Source organism: Bacteroidota bacterium, assembly GCA_039111535.1.
In the GTDB taxonomy this organism is placed as follows: Bacteria; Bacteroidota; Rhodothermia; order Rhodothermales; family JAHQVL01; genus JBCCIM01.
In genome coordinates this window covers 1-18,991 of sequence record JBCCIM010000045.1, presented here as the reverse complement: position 1 = coordinate 18,991, position 18,991 = coordinate 1, and the positions used below count along the sequence as shown (strand labels likewise).

The following is an 18,991-nucleotide window of genomic DNA, read 5'->3' as shown; positions in this document are numbered from 1 at the left end:
GCACTGCGAACCTGGCAGTGCGTTTTTTGTTATTTTAAAGTATTGTCGTCTAGCAAATTTGACCGCTGCATCATGGAAGAAATCATCATCATTGGTGATCGTGTACTGATCGAACAGGAAGGGGGAGAAAAACAAACCAAGTCCGGACTTTACCTGCCGGCTACAGTTGTTGACCGCGAGCGAGTCAGTATCGGCAGAATTGTGCGGGTAGGACCTGGTTATGTTATGCCCAATCCCGAATATTCGGATGGAGAGCCATGGGCTACGTCGCGCAGTGCAGCGCGTTATCTGCCGCTACAGGCACAACCTGGGGATCTTGCGTTCTTCCTGCGCAAAGAAATGATTGAGGTAACATTCCGGGAAAAGGAATACGTGATTGTCCCGCATAGCGCCATTCTCGCGCTGGTTCGTCCCTCAGCCGACGACATTCTGGATGACATTGAGGGCATCGACAACCTGGACGATCTACTGGGCTAGATAGTTTTAACTTGCAGCTGTGTTTTCGCCCACTCTCCCGGCATTGAAAGCTTCAAGGTCCAGGTCTTCCCACGCGCCATCCGGGTAGTGTACCCATATCCGCTTCTTGAAAATATCGATTTTGCGGACGGTGCCACGCTTTCCATCTTGAGAAGTAACAAGGGTATCCACCTTGGGAAAGGCCTTCAGGGCCTGCATGTATTGCTCAAGCTCGTAGTTCAGACAGCATTTGAGCCGGCCACACTGCCCACTCAAACGCACGGGATTCAATGGCAGGTTCTGCGCTTTGGCAGCCTGGGTAGATACCGGTTTGAACTCTTGCAACCACGTAGAGCAACACAATTCTCGGCCACAAGACCCAATGCCGCCAATACGCGCTGCTTCGTCGCGCGCACCGATCTGACGCAGTTCAACGCGGGTTCTGAAGCGTCGCGCAAGATCACGCACAAGTTCACGAAAATCCACGCGGTGGTCTGCAGTGAAATAGAACGTTACTTTCTTGTGGTCGAACTGCCATTCCGTATCGACAAGCTTCATGGGCAGGTTCATCCGATCAATAGAGCGCCGGCCAATCAGGAAGGTCTCGGTCTCTTTTTCCTTGTTGGCTTCCCAACGCTCAATATCTTTCAGGGTAGCTTTGCGCAATATCTTGGGGAAACTAGAATCATCCTGGATCCCTTTGGAGCGAATACGAAGCCGCACCATCTCACCAACCATATGGATGGTCCCAAAATCTTGCCCCCGATCCGCCTCAACAATAACGAAGTCACCGGTTTGTACGTCGAGCTCGTCATTTCTGTAGAAGCCTTTACGTCCTCCTTTGAAAACCACTTCAAAGACATCATACACAATAGGTACTGCGCCCAATGCCTGATCGTTTAGCCAGTCATAAGCATGCATAGACGGACAGGCTGCCGTTCCAGCCCGCTTGGACGAGCACCCTCCATTTCCTCCACAACCGGCACCACCACACCCGCCTCCCGTACCACATGATCCACATCCCATGAGCTTTCCTAATTTAATCGTCGAACCCTGTAACTATACTAAAAAGACCCGCATTTGTGCAATACCTTGCAGCCTGTTATGCTTCATGTAAAGGAACGTAAAGCCGGTCATCCGGTGCACCGTGCATGGCAAGAAACAGGTTATTTGCGAGTACGGTCAGGATCAGGTTGTTCTGCACATTCCGCCCTACCAGCTCAATGGCTTCTTCAACCAGTGACACCATGGCTTCTATCTGCGCATTTGGTACTTTATCGCAGAACGCCTTGATGGTTTGAAACTGATCGATATTTACAAGGAGCGCTTCTTCCCCGGTAACTTTGTACAACATCAGGTCACGCACCCAGCTTAACATCAGGGTCAGCAATCCTTTTAGTCTTTCGCGCCCGAGGCCATTCATTTGCTGAATGATGTCGGCAATTTTGTCGGTATGCTGGGTGTAGGAAAGTCGGAAGAAATCGAGCACCATTTGCCTGTTGCCAAGGAGCTCTTCGTTTTCTGAGAGTTCGAGGGCCCGGCTGTAGGAGCCGTTGGCCATGCGCGCAAGCATTGTTGCCCGGTCTGCCTCCAGGCCAGCGCGCTGAACAAGCGCATGCTGGATATCATCTGCGTGCAACGTGTCAAATCGCATCCGTTGACAGCGGGATATGATGGTGGGCAGCAAACGGTCAGGCCGCGTTGTAATGAGGATAAAGATGGTAGCGCCCGATGGTTCTTCCAGAAGTTTCAAGAAAGCATTGGCTGCTTCCAGCCGCATCGCTTCCACATCGGTCAACAGCACAACTTTATACTGGCCTTCCACCGGCTTGAAGCTCATGGATCGGCGTAGTTCTTGGTTTACCCGGGCCACTGTGTAGATGGCCTGTTTGTTGGATACTTTTTTGGGGTCATTGAGCGAAGGCCGGCGCACATAGTCGAACGGCGCGTAGGGGTTGCCGGCAAATGCACGTAAGCGCTCGGCGACGTCTTCAGGTTTTGTGTCTGAGGGATAAGGAAAGAGCACTTGAATGTCCGGGTGCATCATCCGGCTGGCTTTCATACAAGCAGCGCACGTACCGCAGGCTTCTTGTGTGGTCTCATTCGCATTACCCGCCCGGCGCGCTTCAAGCAGGGTGCCGCACTGCAAGGCCTGCCCCAGCGCAAGCGCAACGGCCCGCTTCCCCACACCATCTGGACCGTGAAACAGGTAAGCATGGGCAATCCTTTCTTGCTCCATTTCTCGCCGCAAAGCTTCTACGACACGATTTTGGCTGATTATTTCACTCCAAACCATCAGGTTGCCGGATTTTCTATAAAGATTCTAGTGTACAAAGAAACAAAAGCAGGTACAAAAGCGATTACTAGCCTGTTCGTTTCCTGTGGCGCAGTATAAAGCTTCAGGTATACGCAATGTTCGGCGAGGTAGCTCAGGTGGTTAGAGCGTCGGATTCATAACCCGGAGGTCGAGGGTTCAAATCCCTCTCTCGCCACATTAAAATTCAGTACCCTACTTCTGTACTAATCTGTACAGCAAAGCCCTTCTCGAGGAGATCGAGAAGGGCTTTTGTATTTCGTTCTGTTGCGGACCGTTCTATCTCACAGGATATTACGCTTCAACAGCCTCTTCGTTTTCTTTCTGCAGCTGCTCCTGAATATTCCGCGGCATAGCCTCATACTGGTAGAAAGAAGCCGTATGTAGACCGCGTCCCTGCGTCATTGAGCGTAGCGACGTTGAATACCTGTAGAGCTCGGCCTCGGGCACCTGCGCCAGAATTTTCTGAAGCAATCCTTCAGACTCGATGCCCTGGATTCTCGAACGGCGCGTGTTGAGATCGCCCATTACATCACCGGTATAAGAGTCTGGCACCATCACTTCCACATTACACACCGGCTCCAGAATCACAGGGGAAGCCTGCTTGAATGCGTCCCGGAAACACATGCGGCCGGCGCTCTTGAACGCAGCATCATTCGAATCTACGGGATGCATGCCGCCATCAAACACAATGACGCGGAGATTACCAACCGGGTAGCCGGCAATCGGCCCTTTTTGCATGGCCTCCATAACACCTTTCTGGATGGAGCCGGCAAAGCGGCGCATGTCAATCACCCCACCAACAATGCCGTCGATAAACTCGACCCGCGCACCCCAATCCGTTGTAAGTTCTGTTGTCCCGCGCACGGTAATATCTGAGGGGGGCTTAAACGGACCATCAAGGGCTTCCACCATCATCGAAATATCAGCAAACTGCCCCGATCCACCCGATTGTTTTTTATGTCGATACGAAGAGCGGGCTTTACCCTGTATGGTTTCGCGGTATGAAATTTTGGGTTTGCCATAAGCGACATCTACACCAAATCGGTTAGACAGCCTGTACTTGGCAATTGCGAGATGCATCTCCCCTTGCCCACCCAACAGCATTTGATTAAGATGTGGGTCCTGGGTAAGGATCAGCGAAGGGTCTTCGTTGGCGAGTGCATGTAAGCCCTGGGCCAACTTGTCTTCTTCCCCCTGCTTGACAACATGGATGGCTGTTGTGTACCGCGGCTCTGGAAATACGATCGGTTTGATCGACGTTTTTTCTCCTTTCTTGCGCAGCGTGTTGTTTGAATGCGAGTTTTTCAATTTAACAAGGGCGCCGATGTCGCCGGCTACCATTTTTGCGGCAGGCTCGCGCTCCCGTCCGTTGATGCCAAATAATTGCCCCAAACGCTCCGTTGAACCGGTCTGCGCATTTTCCAGATCAAGCCCGGGTTCAAGCGTGCCCGAATACACCCGAAAGAAAGAATATTCACCCACGTGCTGCTCAGCCATCGTGCGGTAAATAAAAGCAACAGGCTTACCATGCTCATCAGCCGCAACCGGATCACCTTCCGATACTGCTGCCATTGGCATTTCAGCTGGAGACGGACAAACATTCGAGATAAAATCTGTCAGGCGAGATACACCAATATTTTCGGTAGCACTCGTAAGGAAGATGGGGAAGAGCTGGCGCTTCAGCATTGCCTCATGAAGTCCCTGCCGCATTTCTTCTTCAGTCAAGGAGCCTTTTTCAAAGTACAGCTCCATCAGCGACTCATCATTTTCAGCTATGTTTTCGATGAGTTCGTTGTGAAGTTGCTCTGCCCGCTCCAGAAAGGCTGGATCGATGTCGTTAAACTGCGGCTTGCCAGAGTCATCCGGATACGAAATTTGCTTCATGATCAGGACGTCGATGATCGACCTGGAACCGCTTCCGCCGGCGATTTGAACAACGGTAGCGCCGCGCCCAAAACGCCCCTGGATTTGATCAATAAGCTCTTCGAAGTTGGTTTCAGGCTTGTCGAGATGGTTGAGCACAAACATACTCGGAATTTGAGCTGCGTTTGCGGTTGCCCAGGCCAACTCGGTACCTACCTGTACACCTTCCGATGCATTGATAACAAATGCAGCTGTATCGGCAACCTTCATGGAAGTTACAACCTCCCCCACAAAATCAGGATACCCCGGAGTATCGAGCAGGTTAATTTTGTGCCCATCTTTTTCTACGTGCAGGAGCGAAGAAAATACCGACATTTGCCGTTCGATTTCGCTTGAATGGTAATCACTCACCGTATTCCCATCAGCAATATTTCCCATTCGATTAAGTCCGCCCGCGTTAAACAACATGGCTTCAGCCAACATCGTTTTGCCACTGCCCTGGTGTCCTACCAGGGTGACATTGCGGATGTGATCTGCATCATAGACTTTCATAGACACCCTCCTTTTTTATTGCGCACAAGTCGCTTAAGAAATTGAATTCGATACCTATTCGGCCAAGGGAAAGGGATCCTTATGGTCGATCCGGAGCACGCTACACCATACACGCCTTCACAATTTATTAATATTCCGGGATTCAAAGTATACAAACGTCGAATTAAAAATCAAGAACTGAATGAGATCCGGTTCGTTCACGTTTCTCTTTTTGCTCCACTGCAAGAAGCAGAAGCACCGTAAAGCCATTAAAACGGCTCTTTTTATTAGTATCCCAAGGATATCGTGACGCATTATCTTGCCATAGAAACAGCAACTGATGTGTGCAGTGTTGCCGTGTTGTCGGGTGATATTGTGGTTTTCGAACACACGCTGACGGCACGACGCTCCCATTCCGAGCACCTGGTGGTGATGATTCAGCAGGCATTGACTTATGCCGGCATCAAGGTAAAAGACCTGTCTGGAATTGCAGTATCAAAAGGACCGGGCTCCTACACGGGCCTGCGTATTGGCGTAAGCGTTGCAAAAGGCCTGGCATTTTCCCACAACATCAGCCTGATTGGGGTCCCTTCTCTTGATGCGCTTGCCACAGGCGCCCTGCCCTGCGCGGAACCAGGTGCCCCCATTATCGCTGCATTCAATTCACGCAGAAACGAAGTGTACCTCGGCCTTTTTGAGGCTGGCGAGCAAGCCGTAGTACCGCTTGCCCCGGTAACATCTTTACAAAAAGATGAAATAGGCCCGTTTATCGCAGCGCACAGTCGAGGCGATAAAAGCCCTTTGATCGTGGGAGAAGGTGCAGCCTTCGTGGCAGCATGCCTGTCAAGTGCCATGTCGGAGGGTTCTGTGGATGAAGACGCGGGTGATAACACGCCAGTTATAGTCCCTATACCCATGCTGTTGCCGTCTGCGAGCGTTGTTGCAACAATGGGGGCAGCACGTCATAAAACGGGGCTGCAAGATGATACAGGGTCATTTGAGCCTTACTATCTGAATGCGTTTATTCCGAAGGCGCGAAAAAAATCAATTTTTGATCGACTACCCTTTTAGGAAAAAGGTATCTTGTGGTTAACACAGGTATCCCACCGCACCTGCAACTACCCCTACGCACAAACATAAACCCCAGGGTTTCATGAGTTGGTTTAAACGGCAGAAAGCCGGCATCAATACAAAGCGAAGCGACCAAATCGACGTCCCGGAAGGCCAGTGGGCCAAATGTCCGGAAACGGGTGAAATTATCAACTACCGTGTGCTCGAAGAAAATGCGCTGGTATTCCCGGGTTCGGGTTACCACATGCGCATGAATAGCCGCGGCTACTTCTCGCTGATCTTTGACGAAGGCGAATACACCCTGCACGATGAGCAATTGATGGCAGTTGATGCCCTCGAGTTTGTCGACCGTAAATCTTATGAATCCCGTATCACTGCTGCGCAAAACAAATCAGGATTGCATGATGCAGCCAGCGCAGCATCCGGTACCATAAATGGCCATCCGCTGTCGATTGCGGCAATGGACTTCGCTTTTGTTGGCGGATCGATGGGCTCGGTTGTAGGAGAAGTGATTGCACGTGCCATCAAACGCGCCTATACCGAGAAAATGGCGCTGATGATTATCTCGCAGAGTGGCGGCGCCCGCATGATGGAAGGTGCCCTGAGCCTGATGCAGATGGCAAAGACCAGCGCGCACCTTGCGCAGTTGCATGAAGCCGGCCTGCCCTTCATCTCGCTCATGACAAACCCCACAACAGGGGGTGTTACAGCATCGTTTGCCATGCTGGGCGATTTCAACCTGGCAGAACCGGAAGCCCTGATCGGCTTTGCCGGCCCCCGCGTTATCCGCGAGACCATCGGCCAGGACCTCCCTAAAGGCTTCCAACGGGCTGAATTCCTCAAAGACCACGGCTTTATCGACTTTATTGTAGACCGCAGAGACTTGCGGGACAAGCTCAGCAACCTGCTCTCCACGGTCATGGCTGCCTGAGCCGCCTCAGGATGGGTCCTTTTTTTGGTATAAAAGCGAAAACCCGGTCTTCGAAAAGACCGGGTTTTTACCAAACAGGAGTTCGCATGATTAAGCCATCCTCTTCTTCATCAATCCCCGTTCCACTTCCCCTATCGCGTTTTCTCGTCTAAATTGTCAGTTTTCCAGCTGTATCTCCCGTACTTTTTGCCGGCTCAGGAAATTTTTGCCGCCTCATCCGTTGTTGCCTAGTAAGCGCCTTTGCAAGCGATGACGACAAAGGCTGTCCGTACAAGGATGCTCACGTCGAGCTTGATGGACCAGTTGCGTACGTAGTAAGGATCCCATTTTTTCATGCCTTCGGTGCCAGAGTCGCTTCTGCCCGAAACCTGCCAGAGACCCGTGATACCCGGCTTTACTGACTCACGGAGTGCCCGTACATCTGCAGGCAGCACATCCTGGTGGTAGGCAGTGAGTGGCCGCGGACCAACCATGCCCATGTCGCCCAGCAGTACGTTGAAGAGCTGCGGCAGCTCGTCGAGGCTCGTACGGCGAAGGAATTTGCCAATGCGTGTTACGCGAGGGTCTTTGCGGAGCTTGTAGAAGGTTTCCCATTCGGTACGGAGTTCTTCGTCTTCGGCGAGTACTTTTTTGAGGACTTCTTCAGCATTCGGCACCATCGTTCTGAATTTGAACGTGCGAAACCCTTTGCCCTCTTTCCCGAGGCGCTCCTGAATAAAGAGTGGGTTCTTACCGTCTTCCAGCCAGATGAGGAGGTAGATGATGGCGCAAATTGGAAACCAGAGTGGGAAAGCCAGCAGTACAATTCCTACTTCGATGAGCTGCTTGAGGCCAAGCTGCATTTTAGAGTGGCTTGGGATGCAGGTAGTTGGCGTTGGGAGAGCGAAGCTGTTCGGCATGTCGGGAGGCAAATGCTTTAGGTTAGCTTTGATAACGTGTTACCAAGGTAGCCTGCCGCAAGGCCAGATTTATCAGCCTTCCGCCTCATCCAGCTGGGTAAAAAAGCGAATTGGTGTGCTTTTTTTCACCCATCCGTTTGCGCCTTCGGATGCGCCCTGAAGGCAGGTTGGCGCACTCCGTAAGAGTCGTTTAAAGTTCGCGCAAACGCAGGTACTTGCCAGTACTGTGTTTGCCAACAAATAGCCAGTATTTTCGATGGGCCGGCTTCGGATTTGCTAAACAAAAAAACCCGTCCCTGTTACAGCCATGATTGTAACAAGAACGGGTTAAATACCACCCTGAACCCAGGATCACTTTCCAGTATTGAAGTACCGACTGCCATAGCACCGGGTAAAAATTCAGTTGCCGAGCGTAACCAAAGAATCTTCAGACTCTTACGCTTGCGCCCCAGGAGGAACAAGGACGGTCTCAGCAAACCGATCAGTACCTAGTACTAACTACTGCACAGCCGGTGTCAGATCTTGTAAGAACTACTCGCTTCGCGCCAGGCATCTCTCACAATCACTCCTTACAACACCGCAAAAATGCTCACTAAAAGTAGCACGATGATCCCCAACAACAGACCCATAGCAGCGCGATCCCAAGGGTCTTTGGGGTTGTACTTCATATCGGGATGGTACTTGGTTGATGATTGCACCCCGGATTATACTACATGATTTGAGGCCGTCCATCACGTAATGATCGCAATGTTGTCACAACTCGACGGGAAAACGCGCACAATGACCAAATATCAGGCAATTCAAGGCAAGCCATGTAGGTAAAATACAGGTACCATATGCTGCAAAATCCCCATAAAAACACATCAAAATGAAGGCGCCGGCAAGAATGGCTGTTAGCCGGACTGGTCGATACGGAACGGAAAAGGATGACCTATTTCACCCGATGCATACCGTGTGGCAGCGTAACATTTGCCATCACGCAACCGCTCAAGTTTAAGTATGTGCGTGCCCCACTGGTAGAGTCCAGTAAGGTGCATATCTGCAGTACCCAGGTCTGTCACACTCAACACAGTAAAATCCTCTCCCTCTATCACGAGTGCGTTCCCTTTTTCAATCATCAGGGCATTTTCCATGATAGTTCTCACGTTGCTTCAAGGAATCACCTATACAGTACGCAACAGGTGCAGCCACCACATCACACATTAATGGAATAGTTGTCACAACTTTTGAAGCTGAAACGCGGACTTGTCACAACAAGCCGGCACCTGAGACCAACGGGCCAAAAGCATGTATTGTCGCCCCAGAATAGTCCTTAGGTAGTAGTTTATTACATAAAAAGTACTGGCGTTTAAAACGGATTCCTGCTATCGTTTATATACCGGCTCCCCAAAGCCTCCCACGCCCCAGGGTATCACCCAGAAAACCCAGACTGTTGTGCAGTATTCAGACGGAAATAACCTTACGCTCTTCCTCAAAAAAGCCCAAGACGGCGCTGCAACACCAAATGATAGCCGTTGGCCGTTGATCTATAGAAAGCTTCATATGATCGCTGATCGTATGATGCTTTCTGAGCGTAATGACCATACACTTTCTGTTAATGGGCTGATACACGAAACGTATCTTCGTCTTTTCTCTTCTTCTGCTTCGTGGCAAAACCGGGAGCATTTTTACCGCAGCTTCTCACGCACCATGAAGCGCACACTGATTGATTACGCCCGTAACCGGAATTCACTCAAGCGAGAAGGCAGAAAGAACAAGCTGCCCATCGGAGATGCTGTACAGGTAGCCAGCGAGCCAGAAACGCCGGCGATGGAGCTAAAACTTGCCGTTGAACAACTCGCCGCCTTCGATGCACGCCTCGCCCAGGTCATTGAAATGCGATTCTTCAAACAAATGTCTATTCAAGAAATTGCCAAACACATGGACGTTTCAACCCGAACAATAGACAGAGATTTGAACCGGGCCAAACTTTTACTGTTCAGGTCATTAATCGCAGAGCATATTCCCGCCCTCCCTATAGAAAAAACCTATAATTCGTAGCATTTTATACGCGTTGTTGCGGTTCAGCACCTTTCTGGAACGAATAAGTGGTGTAAAGCAGAATAAAATCTCAGGATTACTTATACTAAAGATAGATGTAACCACTGGGTTACTATGCTATCGCCTGATTTAACTGTACCCCGTCTCTACCTCCTCTGCCACTCGTGGGCAACCCTGTACGGACCCTTCAGTTGACTGCTTTGTAACCCTCTTCCCTTGGGAATCAGGATGGCCCCGTCCTGCTTCATGCTGTCCTAAACGCGTGCCGACTTATGCCGGATCAAAGCCTTGAATATTTAAGGCGGCTTGACGAGCTACTGTCAACAGTGCTGGATTTACCGCCAAACAAGCGGCAATCCTATCTGGATGCAATGAACGATGAAGATCCTGCGCTTTGCCAGGAGGTTCAGTTGCTACTTGAAAGTGGCGACGACATCGACAGTATTCTCGACGCATTCTCGGGGCACTACGATTCCCTGATCGAGCCTACCATTCCCAACGGCAAGTACATAAGTACCGACAAACGCCTGCCCAAAGACCCGTTTGGCCTCGTTGGCAAAACCGTATCCAATTTCAAAATTCTGGAAGTTATTGGCGGCGGCGGCATGGGAATTGTCTATAAAGGCAAAGACCTGCAACTGGATCGGTTCGTTGCCCTCAAGTTTCTGTCGCCCAACCTGGTTGAAGATCCGGCAACACGCGAACGCTTTGTGCATGAAGCCAAAGCTGCGTCCATTCTTGACCACCCTAACATTGGCATTATCCACGAAATTGGGGAAACTTCGAACGGGCAATTGTTCATTGCCATGACCTTTTATGAAGGTCAAACGCTCAAATCGAAGCTTTCTGAAGGTTTGCTACCCGTTGAAACGGTATTGCGCTATTCCTTGCAAATCGCTGAAGGACTGGAGTTTTCCCACAAACGTGGTGTTTTGCACCGCGATATCAAGCCGAGCAATATCATCATTACCGAAGATGATATTGTCAAGATTGTGGACTTTGGCCTTGCCACGTTTATAGACAGGCCACTGCCAAACGACACCGGGCGCATCATGGGCACCGTTGGCTACATGCCTCCAGAGCAGCTACGTGGTGAAAAGACAGACTTCCGTGCAGATATCTGGTCTACAGGTATTGTATTGCATGAAATGCTTTATGGCAGAAAACCCGATCGTTCCAGCAATGGCGGGCTTTCGCTTGACGACTCTATTTCCCGGTCAACAAGCTCTTCGTCTGGCTCCGCAATATTTTCCCACCTCCATCGGGTCGCCGCGATGGCTTTACGCAACGACCCAAATGATCGCTATCCCTCGATGTCGGCTTTCCTTCGGGAGATGCGGCAGCTGCTGCCAGGGCCGTTTCCATCGTCCTCTTTCTTGCAAATTGCCAAGACTACCGTTGTAACACGCCCAATTTCGACGTTGGCCGTGATCATGCTGCTGATTCTCACGGGGTTCTTTATCAGCAAACTGGACCCATTGGGCAGTTCAATGGCTGCGCGCCCTGAATCCATCGGTATTGAGTTGTTGCAGGACATTAACATCAACAATGAAGATATCTATTTCTACAGCGGCGTCACGCAGGAATTAATCCACGAACTGACCCGCTTTGACGCGCTCAAGGTTGTTTCATTGGTGCAAAACAGCGAAACAGCAGATGGGTCGGATAATCTGGCTAAAAACCTGGATCTGACCTGGAAGTTGAATGGCAACGTCTTCAGACAAGACGGCAAAATCCATATTGCCATCAATGTCTTCGAAACAGAGACGGAGCGGGTTGTAACGGCCCTCTCACACGTGGAAGACGAGGAAGACCTCCAGATACTTATTCATGATGTTGCACTGGATATCATAGACAAACTCGACATTCCGCTGAGCAACGAAGTGTTAACGGAAGACATCAGTGCTATCAATCCTGAAGCTTTTGAACTGTACCTGCGGGGCAGATTCCATTTTGAGCGGGAAACGCCGGACCACCTGGAGCAAGCAATCGCATTGTTTAACCGGGCCATTTTGCTGGAACCCAGTTTTGCCCGCGCGCACGCTAGCCTCGTTGTACCGCAGTACCTCCTGGGTGAGAAATACGAACGTATGCACCCCGAGGCAGCCAACGCGTTGGCAAAGCGCTCAGCCGGCAATGCACTCGAGCTCGATGAATCGCTCCCTGAAGCCCACATTGCGATGGGTGTTGTTCGCGAACTCATCGACAACGATTATAATGGCGCCGCACGCTCCTTTCTGCGCGCTCTGGAATTGAACCCTGGCAACAGCGAAGCCCACCGCGAATACGGATTACTTTTGCTTCGGCAAGGTAAAATTCAAGAAGGCCTCCTGTCGCTCGAACGAGCGCTGGAATTGCTGCCCACTTCCCTGCAAATTCGCCGCGACGTAGGCCGCGCCTATTACTACAACCGGGAATACGACAAAGCAATCGATGAGTTAAATGCCTTGTTGGCGCTACAGCCGGACTTTGTGCGGGCGTATAAACTCCTCGCTTTTGCGTACTTGCAATCGGATCAATACGAGCTGGCTCAGAATGCATTTACAAAAGCTATTCAGCTAGACCGTTCTGAGAATCGTATCGACAATGAAAGCTTCTTTGCCGAGCTGGATGCAAAAACTGGCAATATCGCCGATGCCAAAGAAAAACTGAATGAACTAAAAGCATACCTTACCTCAACCCGTAAAAACGGCGCAACGAGCATCTCTCTGATCTACATAAACCTGGGAGAACTAGACGAGGCCATGATATGGATCAAGCGCGCAGCCGCTGCCGGCGACTTGCCGCCCTCGATTGCTGTCGACCCCCGCTGGGACCCCCTCCGTGAACGCGATGCATTCAATGAGCTGATCCAAAACACGATACATTAGTGCACACAGAAAGCCTTTTCTATAGACTAACAATGTGTTGCAAAGGGTACAACTACACACCAAATTGACCAAAAAACGGCTAAAGCAGCTTTCTTTAAGGCCTCGGATTGCCTAAATTCTGATCCCATACCCGCGGAGCAGACCCACCACCAGAATAGCTCACGCACCAAAAGACTACCATCAACGTATTTTTAGCCATGCGCTACACTGCTTATATAGCTGTGTTGTTTTGCGTCTTGTGCATTCCAGCTCCACTGCTTGCACAAAACTTCCAGCTTTCTACCCAAACCGCCGGCCTCGATATCAATGATGCCCAGGACCACAACGGTGTCGCTGTTGCCGATTACGATATGGATGGCGATCTCGACATCTATATGGTTGCTTACTTTCAGTACGACCCAGATCGCCCCAAAACCTGGAACCGCCTCTATCAAAACGATGGAAACGGTCAGTTTACTGATGTGACGGCAGAAGCCGGCGTGTTAAGTAAAGTGAACGGATTTGCGCGCGGTGGCATGGGTAATAAATTTGGTGCCTCTTGGGCTGATTATGACAACGACGGCGACCCGGACCTTTTCCTCACCAATGTGGGTCCAGAAATTCTCTTCAAGAATGAAGGTAACGGTACCTTTACAGACGTTACAGAAGCCGCCGGGCTGTCGCACAGCGATGGAAGTGCGACGTCCAGCTCAGTGTGGTGGGATTTAGACCTTGATGGTGATCTCGACTTGTATGTTAGCGTATGGGCTGACTCCGATTCCCCCAATCGGTTATACGAAAACCTGGGAGATGGCACATTCAAAGATATATCCCTGGGTTCAGGACTGCAGGACGGAGGGCTAACCTGGACGTCTATTCCTATAGACGCCAATAACGATGGCCTGCCAGACCTCTACGTGGTTAATGATTTTGGCCCTAACAAATTTTATGTCAACAACGGAGACAAGAGTTTTACAGAAGCAACCGCGGCATATGGACTTGAAGACGAAGGGCATGGAATGGGGGTAACAGTCGGGGATTATAACAATGATGGATTCTTTGATATTTATCTCACTAACATCGAAGAATATTATCTTAATCCGCTTTTTGTAAATACTGGGAATGGCAGCTTTGAAAATCAGGCGGTCGAGCGGGGTGTAAGCGGTGCCGGTTGGGCATGGGGTACTGAGTTTTTTGATTGTGACCACGATGGCGATCTCGACCTCTACGTTGCCAATGGCTTTCTGATTGAGCCATTCAGTAATGTCTTTTTCACAAACCAACTGGTGGGTACCAACCTGCTTGAATACACAAACGTATCTGAAAAATCTGGTGCAAATGGCGAAGCAGAAGCCAGGGGACTGGTCGTCTTTGATTCTGACAACGATGGCGACCTCGACCTGCTCGTTGCCAACTGGAGAGAAACGCCCTATCTGTACACGAATGAATCGCCATCCCTAAATTGGCTTAAAGTTGATCTGGAAGGCACAGTCTCGAACCGCGACGCGTTTGGCGCTACATTAACAGTACACGCAAATGGGCAAACATATCATAGATACCACGATGGCGTGGATTTCCTGGGACAAAGTGTGCAACCGGTACATTTTGGCGTCTCGTATGCAAACATGATTGATGAGTTAGTCATTCGTTGGCCCAACGGTACAGAAGAAACCCTCTACAATATTCCAACAAACCAAACGATCAAAGTTGTAGAAGGCCATGGACTTTCAGCGACAAGCACTGAAGATGGAGGACAACTTCCAGGAGAAGACTTTACCCTCTTTCGTGCATATCCCAACCCGTTTAGCGAAAACACCCATGTTTCTTTCAACCTACCCCACGCAGGCGACGTTGATTTAGCTGTTTACAACATCCTTGGCCAGGAAGTCTATAGCACAAAAACTTCATTGACTGCCGGCAAACACGACCTCCCTTTGCGTAGCGCAGCCTTTGCTACGAGCGGCATGTATATCTACCGCCTCATCTGGGAAAACAAAGTATATTCCGGCGTACTTTCGCGGATTAAATAGTACAGCACTACCAATAGTGAAAAAGCCACATCAGCATATGCGCTGATGTGGCTTTTTCTTTTCAAGCAGCTTGTCGCTAACCGGCAGCCGAAACCTGCATGACACGGTGAGATTGGTAGCGCAACTTCAGGGTAAGGCATACGATCATCAGTACTGCAGCAATGAGCACCCCGCTTTCCAGAAAGCTGCTAACAAGGATCAGCACCGCAACTAACGGCATCAGCATCGTCTGGACAAATCCATTTGCTGCGTACCGTTCATGGACCATCCACACGCTAAGGATAAATATGGCAAGCGGTACGTTCACCGCAGCCACTGCCATCCCTTTGCCAACGGCTGCATGGTCTGTGATTACGTCGACACCTACAGCAAGACCTGCCCCCACAGCCGTCACAGCTGCAAAAACGAGAAAGTGTCCATATCCCCAGAGAAAGCCCGAAGCCATGGAATTCAGCGCAGCGTAGTCATTTTCGCTGAAGTAGATCCACCACATAGTAAAAACAATGATGAGGCCGGCCAGAATCCACAGGCTCAATTCAGTGTGCTGCAGCGAAAAGTCTGAAGTCGCAGCTACGGCCGCGACCAATGCGACAAAAGACTCCCCCAACACGATGATGGTCAATAGCCCATACCGTTCGACAATATGATGACGGTGCCACGTGGTAGAGCCGGCGCGCTCCGCGTAAACCGGCACAGCCAACTCGCAACCAATCAGAAGAAAATACAACGGCATAAAGAGCTCAGGGGGGGCTGTAAAAAACATAACAACCCAGGCTATCTGAACGATGGTAATACCAATAGCGTAGCGCATGGCCGTTGTTCTGCGGTCTTTATCATGTTTTGCGGCGCGCAACCATAAACTTACGAGGGCAAGTCGCATGATGATGTAACCGCCAAGGCCCAACAGCGTGCTTCCCGTAAACAAGACCGGGACGCCGGCGGCAAAAAGAAGTGCACCAACCATCATTACCATCACCGCAATGCGATAAGGTACATCATCGGTATCATACGCAGAGGCAAACCAGGTAAAATTCATCCAGGCCCACCAGATTCCGAAGAAGGTAAGCACAAATCCGATCAGCCCCTCGCCCAGGTGATCCTCAGCAATTGCATGGTGCAACTCTGTAGCAGCTGCGGCAATGGCAATAACAGATATCAGGTCAAAGAACAGCTCTAGCGGCGTTGCTGCCCGATGTGTCTCATCTTTGTCGCGGCCAACCATTGGTCGCACATGCGTTTTCAAAGTACTCATATCGTTCTAGCTTCACAGGTTATATTGATGTCGCGGGGTAAAATAAGTCAACCGGCTAACTAACATCCATAGACTCAGCTCTAAACTGTAGTTCATACAAATGACTGTACAAGCCTTTCTGCGCCATCAGCGCCTGGTGTGTACCCGATTCACTGAGTTTGCCGGCTTCCAGCACCAGAATACGGTCAGCATCCTGAATGGTAGACAATCGATGCGCAATCACGAGGGTCATCAGGTTGTTGTTTGTTGAAAAAGCGCCGGCGAGTGCATCCTGGATGATCGCTTCAGACTCGCTATCGAGGCTAGCCGTTGCTTCGTCTAAAATCAGCATATTGGCTTTCTTCAAGATTGCGCGCGCGATGGCAATCCGCTGCTTTTGTCCACCCGAGAGCTTCACCCCGCGCTCACCAATTTTAGTCTCATATCCTTCTTCCAGGTCAAGGATAAAATGGTGCGCATTTGCGATACGCGCTGCTTCTTCAATATCTGCGGTTGTTGCATCCGGACGTGCATAGCCTATATTCTCGCGGACCGTACCTGAGAACAAGGTGGGCTCTTGCGGCACAATTGCAATGGCTTGCCGCAAGGTCTCAAGGGCGAAGGCCTGGATATTGCGCTCACCGATGGTGATCGTGCCGGCCTGTGGGTCAAAAAAGCGCGCCAGCAAGCGGGTAACTGTACTTTTACCCGCACCTGATGGACCAACAAAAGCCACGGTCTGTCCGGGCGTGATGTCAAATGATAGTGACTTCAGCACAGGCTCTTGTGTACCCGGATACGTAAACGTAACTGCATCAAAAGAAACGTTGCCCTTGGGGCGTTCCTGTACATCTCCATCTTGTTCTGTTTCCGTATCCAATAGGGCCGACACCCGCTCGAGGGCCGCCATCCCCGACTGCAACTGGTTGTTAAAAAACATGACGGACATCACGGGGCGCTGCAGCATCCGTTGATACAGCAAGAACGCAGTAAGCTCACCAACACTCAATGCCCCCTGAACTATTTGCCATCCACCAAAAAGCAAGATCGCGCCGATACCGTATTCTGCTGTAACGGTAACGAGGCTTTCCATCATCCCGACATCTTTGCGGCGGTCCAGGTTAAACTGGACGTAGGCGTTGTTCTCGGTGCCAAACTTCTGCGTTTCATTCTGCTCACTGGCAAATGATTTCACAACCTGAATATTGCTGATTACTTCGCTTGCAACAGCCGTCATTTCCCCGACACGGGCTCGAATGAGCCGGGAAGCCTGTCGCATAGGCTCCTGGTAATGACGTGTGATGTAGGCCAATGCCGGCACAATCACAAGATTGACGAGCGCAAGTTGCCAGTTCATTGAGATTACGATCGCAAGGATCACCAGGATACTGAAGAGTTGTCCCGCCAGGCGCGTGGAGCCGGCCTGGATCATGCCTTGCAGGGCGTTGACATCGGATACCACACGCGATACCATCGAACCCGAGCGCTCAGCTGTGAACCGCTCAACCGGTAAACGAAGCAGGCGCGTGTACGATCGCATCCGTATATCGCTGATGATATTCTGGGTGAAAGCAAAGCTGTAATACATGCCGGCGTAGTTAACACACGCACGTATGAGGTAGAAGGCCATGAATGCGCCCCCAAGCCAAATGAACAGCTGCATTTCGCCACTCGGTATTACTGTGTCAAACGCATACCGTATAAACTGCGGACCTATCGTCCCCAATGCAGCAGAAGCACTGATCAATAGAGACAGCCCAAGTACCTGCGCCCTGTAAGGCTTCAAGAGGTACCAGAGTTTGCGAACACTTTCAAACCGCTGCGGTGTATCCATTCAATTGTGTTTTATTTATTCATTCAGTAAAGAACTGTAATCCGTACTTCTCTCCCACCTCGTTCATAATATCCAGTGCCTGCTCAGGCTGCGCAGCACTTTTTGTATCTCCAGCCATCTCATCAAATAAGCCTTCTACACCTGCCGGCGCAAAAAATATGAGCATACGGGCTGTTTCTTCCGTGTTATTCTTAAAACTGTGTTTTGCCCCTTTGGGGATATTAAGGTAAGTGCCTGGGCCAGCATCTATAGCCTTCTCGTGTGCGTAAAACGTAACAGTCCCTTCCAAAATATAGAATGCTTCCTCTTCCCGCGTCTGTATGTGTGGCGGCGGTCCACCACCGGGAGGTACTATACCCTCAAGAAAAAAGTAGTGACCATCAGTCTCTTTAGCTGTTGCAAAATACCGGTATTCATCGCCGGCACCAAAAATGGTGTGCTTTTTATCTCCCGGTCGCACAACCCTGACTTTTCTTTCTGACATTGTTTTCTCTGTTGTTCTGTGATTAGTTCAAGCTGTATTGGCGCGCGTAAAAGCCTCAAATGCTTCCTCCGGACACGTTGTGTCACGCAGATAGTCGATCAACCCGGTCACCAGTTTGCGGATAAGCTTTTCAACCCCTGCATCATTCAGCGTACCCGATTCATCAAAAACTGCTTGCACGTTTGCAATAGAGACCGGCCCCGGTAGCACTATTGCGCCCACATGGGAGGCAACGCTGCGGAGATGCTCTAACGCTTTAATGGCGCCAATGCGGCCTGCAGCCACCCCAAGCAATGCAACAGGTTTTCTGGAAAGCCGGGATGGGAAACCCATATTTTCGATTACAAGCTTCATGACACTGGAATAGCTGCCGTGATATTCCGGAGTCGCCAGGATTACTGCATGCGCACCTTCTATTGCAGCCTGAATCTTTACCGCATCATCGGTTACGCCCG

The 18,991-nt window shown here is 50.5% G+C and carries 15 protein-coding genes and 1 tRNA gene; 7 read left to right on the top strand and 9 right to left on the bottom strand.

Features of this window, described 5'->3' with window-relative positions; genetic code table 11:
- Positions 1–72: 72 nt before the first annotated feature.
- Complete coding sequence (locus tag AAF564_09375; protein ID MEM8485748.1) at positions 73–477, top strand: co-chaperone GroES family protein; 405 nt, start codon at positions 73–75, stop codon at positions 475–477.
- Between the two features lie 6 nt (positions 478–483).
- Here the strand turns inward: AAF564_09375 and ricT are convergent, their stop codons facing one another.
- Entirely contained in the window at positions 484–1,482 is a 999-nt protein-coding gene (ricT, locus tag AAF564_09370; protein ID MEM8485747.1) for a regulatory iron-sulfur-containing complex subunit RicT, read from the bottom strand.
- A 76-nt stretch (positions 1,483–1,558) separates the two neighbouring features.
- A complete protein-coding gene (locus tag AAF564_09365) occupies positions 1,559–2,752 on the bottom strand; it encodes a DNA polymerase III subunit delta' (protein ID MEM8485746.1) in 1,194 nt (397 codons plus the stop codon).
- 122 nt (positions 2,753–2,874) lie between these two features.
- Here AAF564_09365 and AAF564_09360 point away from each other — a divergent pair.
- Positions 2,875–2,948 (top strand) — tRNA-Met (locus tag AAF564_09360).
- 116 nt (positions 2,949–3,064) lie between these two features.
- Here AAF564_09360 and AAF564_09355 read toward each other — a convergent pair.
- Complete coding sequence (locus tag AAF564_09355; protein MEM8485745.1) at positions 3,065–5,188, bottom strand: elongation factor G; 2,124 nt, start codon at positions 5,186–5,188, stop codon at positions 3,065–3,067.
- A 285-nt stretch (positions 5,189–5,473) separates the two neighbouring features.
- Between AAF564_09355 and tsaB the strand changes: the two genes are divergently transcribed.
- Together tsaB and accD are read left to right on the top strand one after the other, a co-directional pair.
- Positions 5,474–6,238: a tRNA (adenosine(37)-N6)-threonylcarbamoyltransferase complex dimerization subunit type 1 TsaB gene (gene tsaB, locus AAF564_09350; GenBank protein ID MEM8485744.1), complete on the top strand. Its 765-nt coding sequence runs from the start codon at positions 5,474–5,476 to the stop codon at positions 6,236–6,238.
- Between the two features lie 82 nt (positions 6,239–6,320).
- Positions 6,321–7,169 carry an acetyl-CoA carboxylase, carboxyltransferase subunit beta gene (gene accD, locus AAF564_09345; protein MEM8485743.1) on the top strand — a complete coding sequence of 283 codons (849 nt, stop codon included), beginning with the start codon at positions 6,321–6,323 and terminating at the stop codon, positions 7,167–7,169.
- A 227-nt stretch (positions 7,170–7,396) separates the two neighbouring features.
- Here accD and AAF564_09340 read toward each other — a convergent pair whose 3' ends face one another.
- Entirely contained in the window at positions 7,397–8,068 is a 672-nt protein-coding gene (locus AAF564_09340) for a sugar transferase (GenBank protein ID MEM8485742.1), read from the bottom strand.
- Between the two features lie 893 nt (positions 8,069–8,961).
- Positions 8,962–9,201 carry a hypothetical protein gene (locus AAF564_09335; GenBank protein MEM8485741.1) on the bottom strand — a complete coding sequence of 80 codons (240 nt, stop codon included), beginning with the start codon at positions 9,199–9,201 and terminating at the stop codon, positions 8,962–8,964.
- Between the two features lie 301 nt (positions 9,202–9,502).
- Here AAF564_09335 and AAF564_09330 point away from each other — a divergent pair, with 301 nt between their 5' ends.
- The 3 genes from AAF564_09330 to AAF564_09320 all read left to right on the top strand — a co-directional run bounded on the left by AAF564_09330 (position 9,503) and on the right by AAF564_09320 (position 14,987).
- Entirely contained in the window at positions 9,503–10,108 is a 606-nt protein-coding gene (locus AAF564_09330; GenBank protein MEM8485740.1) for an ECF-type sigma factor, read from the top strand.
- Between the two features lie 272 nt (positions 10,109–10,380).
- Positions 10,381–12,978 (top strand): protein kinase, encoded by a 2,598-nt coding sequence (locus AAF564_09325; GenBank protein MEM8485739.1) that lies wholly within the window; start codon positions 10,381–10,383, stop codon positions 12,976–12,978.
- Between the two features lie 197 nt (positions 12,979–13,175).
- A complete protein-coding gene (locus AAF564_09320; protein ID MEM8485738.1) occupies positions 13,176–14,987 on the top strand; it encodes an FG-GAP-like repeat-containing protein in 1,812 nt (603 codons plus the stop codon).
- A gap of 76 nt (positions 14,988–15,063) precedes the next feature.
- On the opposite strand, the gene AAF564_09315 is transcribed toward AAF564_09320, so the two are convergent.
- From AAF564_09315 to AAF564_09300, 4 genes are all read right to left on the bottom strand, one after another.
- Positions 15,064–16,239: a low temperature requirement protein A gene (locus AAF564_09315; GenBank protein MEM8485737.1), complete on the bottom strand. Its 1,176-nt coding sequence runs from the start codon at positions 16,237–16,239 to the stop codon at positions 15,064–15,066.
- Between the two features lie 55 nt (positions 16,240–16,294).
- Positions 16,295–18,052, bottom strand: a complete 1,758-nt coding sequence (locus AAF564_09310; GenBank protein MEM8485736.1) for an ABC transporter ATP-binding protein — start codon at positions 18,050–18,052, stop codon at positions 16,295–16,297.
- A 19-nt stretch (positions 18,053–18,071) separates the two neighbouring features.
- Positions 18,072–18,536, bottom strand: coding sequence for a cupin domain-containing protein (locus tag AAF564_09305; protein MEM8485735.1), 465 nt, complete (start codon positions 18,534–18,536; stop codon positions 18,072–18,074).
- Positions 18,537–18,563: 27 nt separating this feature from the next.
- Positions 18,564–18,991, bottom strand: a 428-nt coding sequence (locus tag AAF564_09300; protein ID MEM8485734.1) for an NAD(P)H-dependent oxidoreductase, incomplete at its 5' end; no start/stop codon positions are given.

What these genes read in the sequence shown, in the direction of transcription:
- AAF564_09375 (MEM8485748.1), top strand. Translation starts at nt 73, where the DNA reads ATGGAAGAAATCATCATCATTGGTGATCGTGTACTGATCGAACAGGAA.
- ricT (MEM8485747.1), bottom strand. Translation starts at nt 1,482, where the DNA reads ATGGGATGTGGATCATGTGGTACGGGAGGCGGGTGTGGTGGTGCCGGT.
- AAF564_09365 (MEM8485746.1), bottom strand. Translation starts at nt 2,752, where the DNA reads ATGGTTTGGAGTGAAATAATCAGCCAAAATCGTGTCGTAGAAGCTTTG.
- AAF564_09355 (MEM8485745.1), bottom strand. Translation starts at nt 5,188, where the DNA reads ATGAAAGTCTATGATGCAGATCACATCCGCAATGTCACCCTGGTAGGA.
- accD (MEM8485743.1), top strand. Translation starts at nt 6,321, where the DNA reads ATGAGTTGGTTTAAACGGCAGAAAGCCGGCATCAATACAAAGCGAAGC.
- AAF564_09340 (MEM8485742.1), bottom strand. Translation starts at nt 8,068, where the DNA reads ATGCCGAACAGCTTCGCTCTCCCAACGCCAACTACCTGCATCCCAAGC.
- AAF564_09335 (MEM8485741.1), bottom strand. Translation starts at nt 9,201, where the DNA reads ATGGAAAATGCCCTGATGATTGAAAAAGGGAACGCACTCGTGATAGAG.
- AAF564_09325 (MEM8485739.1), top strand. Translation starts at nt 10,381, where the DNA reads ATGCCGGATCAAAGCCTTGAATATTTAAGGCGGCTTGACGAGCTACTG.
- AAF564_09320 (MEM8485738.1), top strand. Translation starts at nt 13,176, where the DNA reads ATGCGCTACACTGCTTATATAGCTGTGTTGTTTTGCGTCTTGTGCATT.
- AAF564_09315 (MEM8485737.1), bottom strand. Translation starts at nt 16,239, where the DNA reads ATGAGTACTTTGAAAACGCATGTGCGACCAATGGTTGGCCGCGACAAA.
- AAF564_09310 (MEM8485736.1), bottom strand. Translation starts at nt 18,052, where the DNA reads ATGGATACACCGCAGCGGTTTGAAAGTGTTCGCAAACTCTGGTACCTC.
- AAF564_09305 (MEM8485735.1), bottom strand. Translation starts at nt 18,536, where the DNA reads ATGTCAGAAAGAAAAGTCAGGGTTGTGCGACCGGGAGATAAAAAGCAC.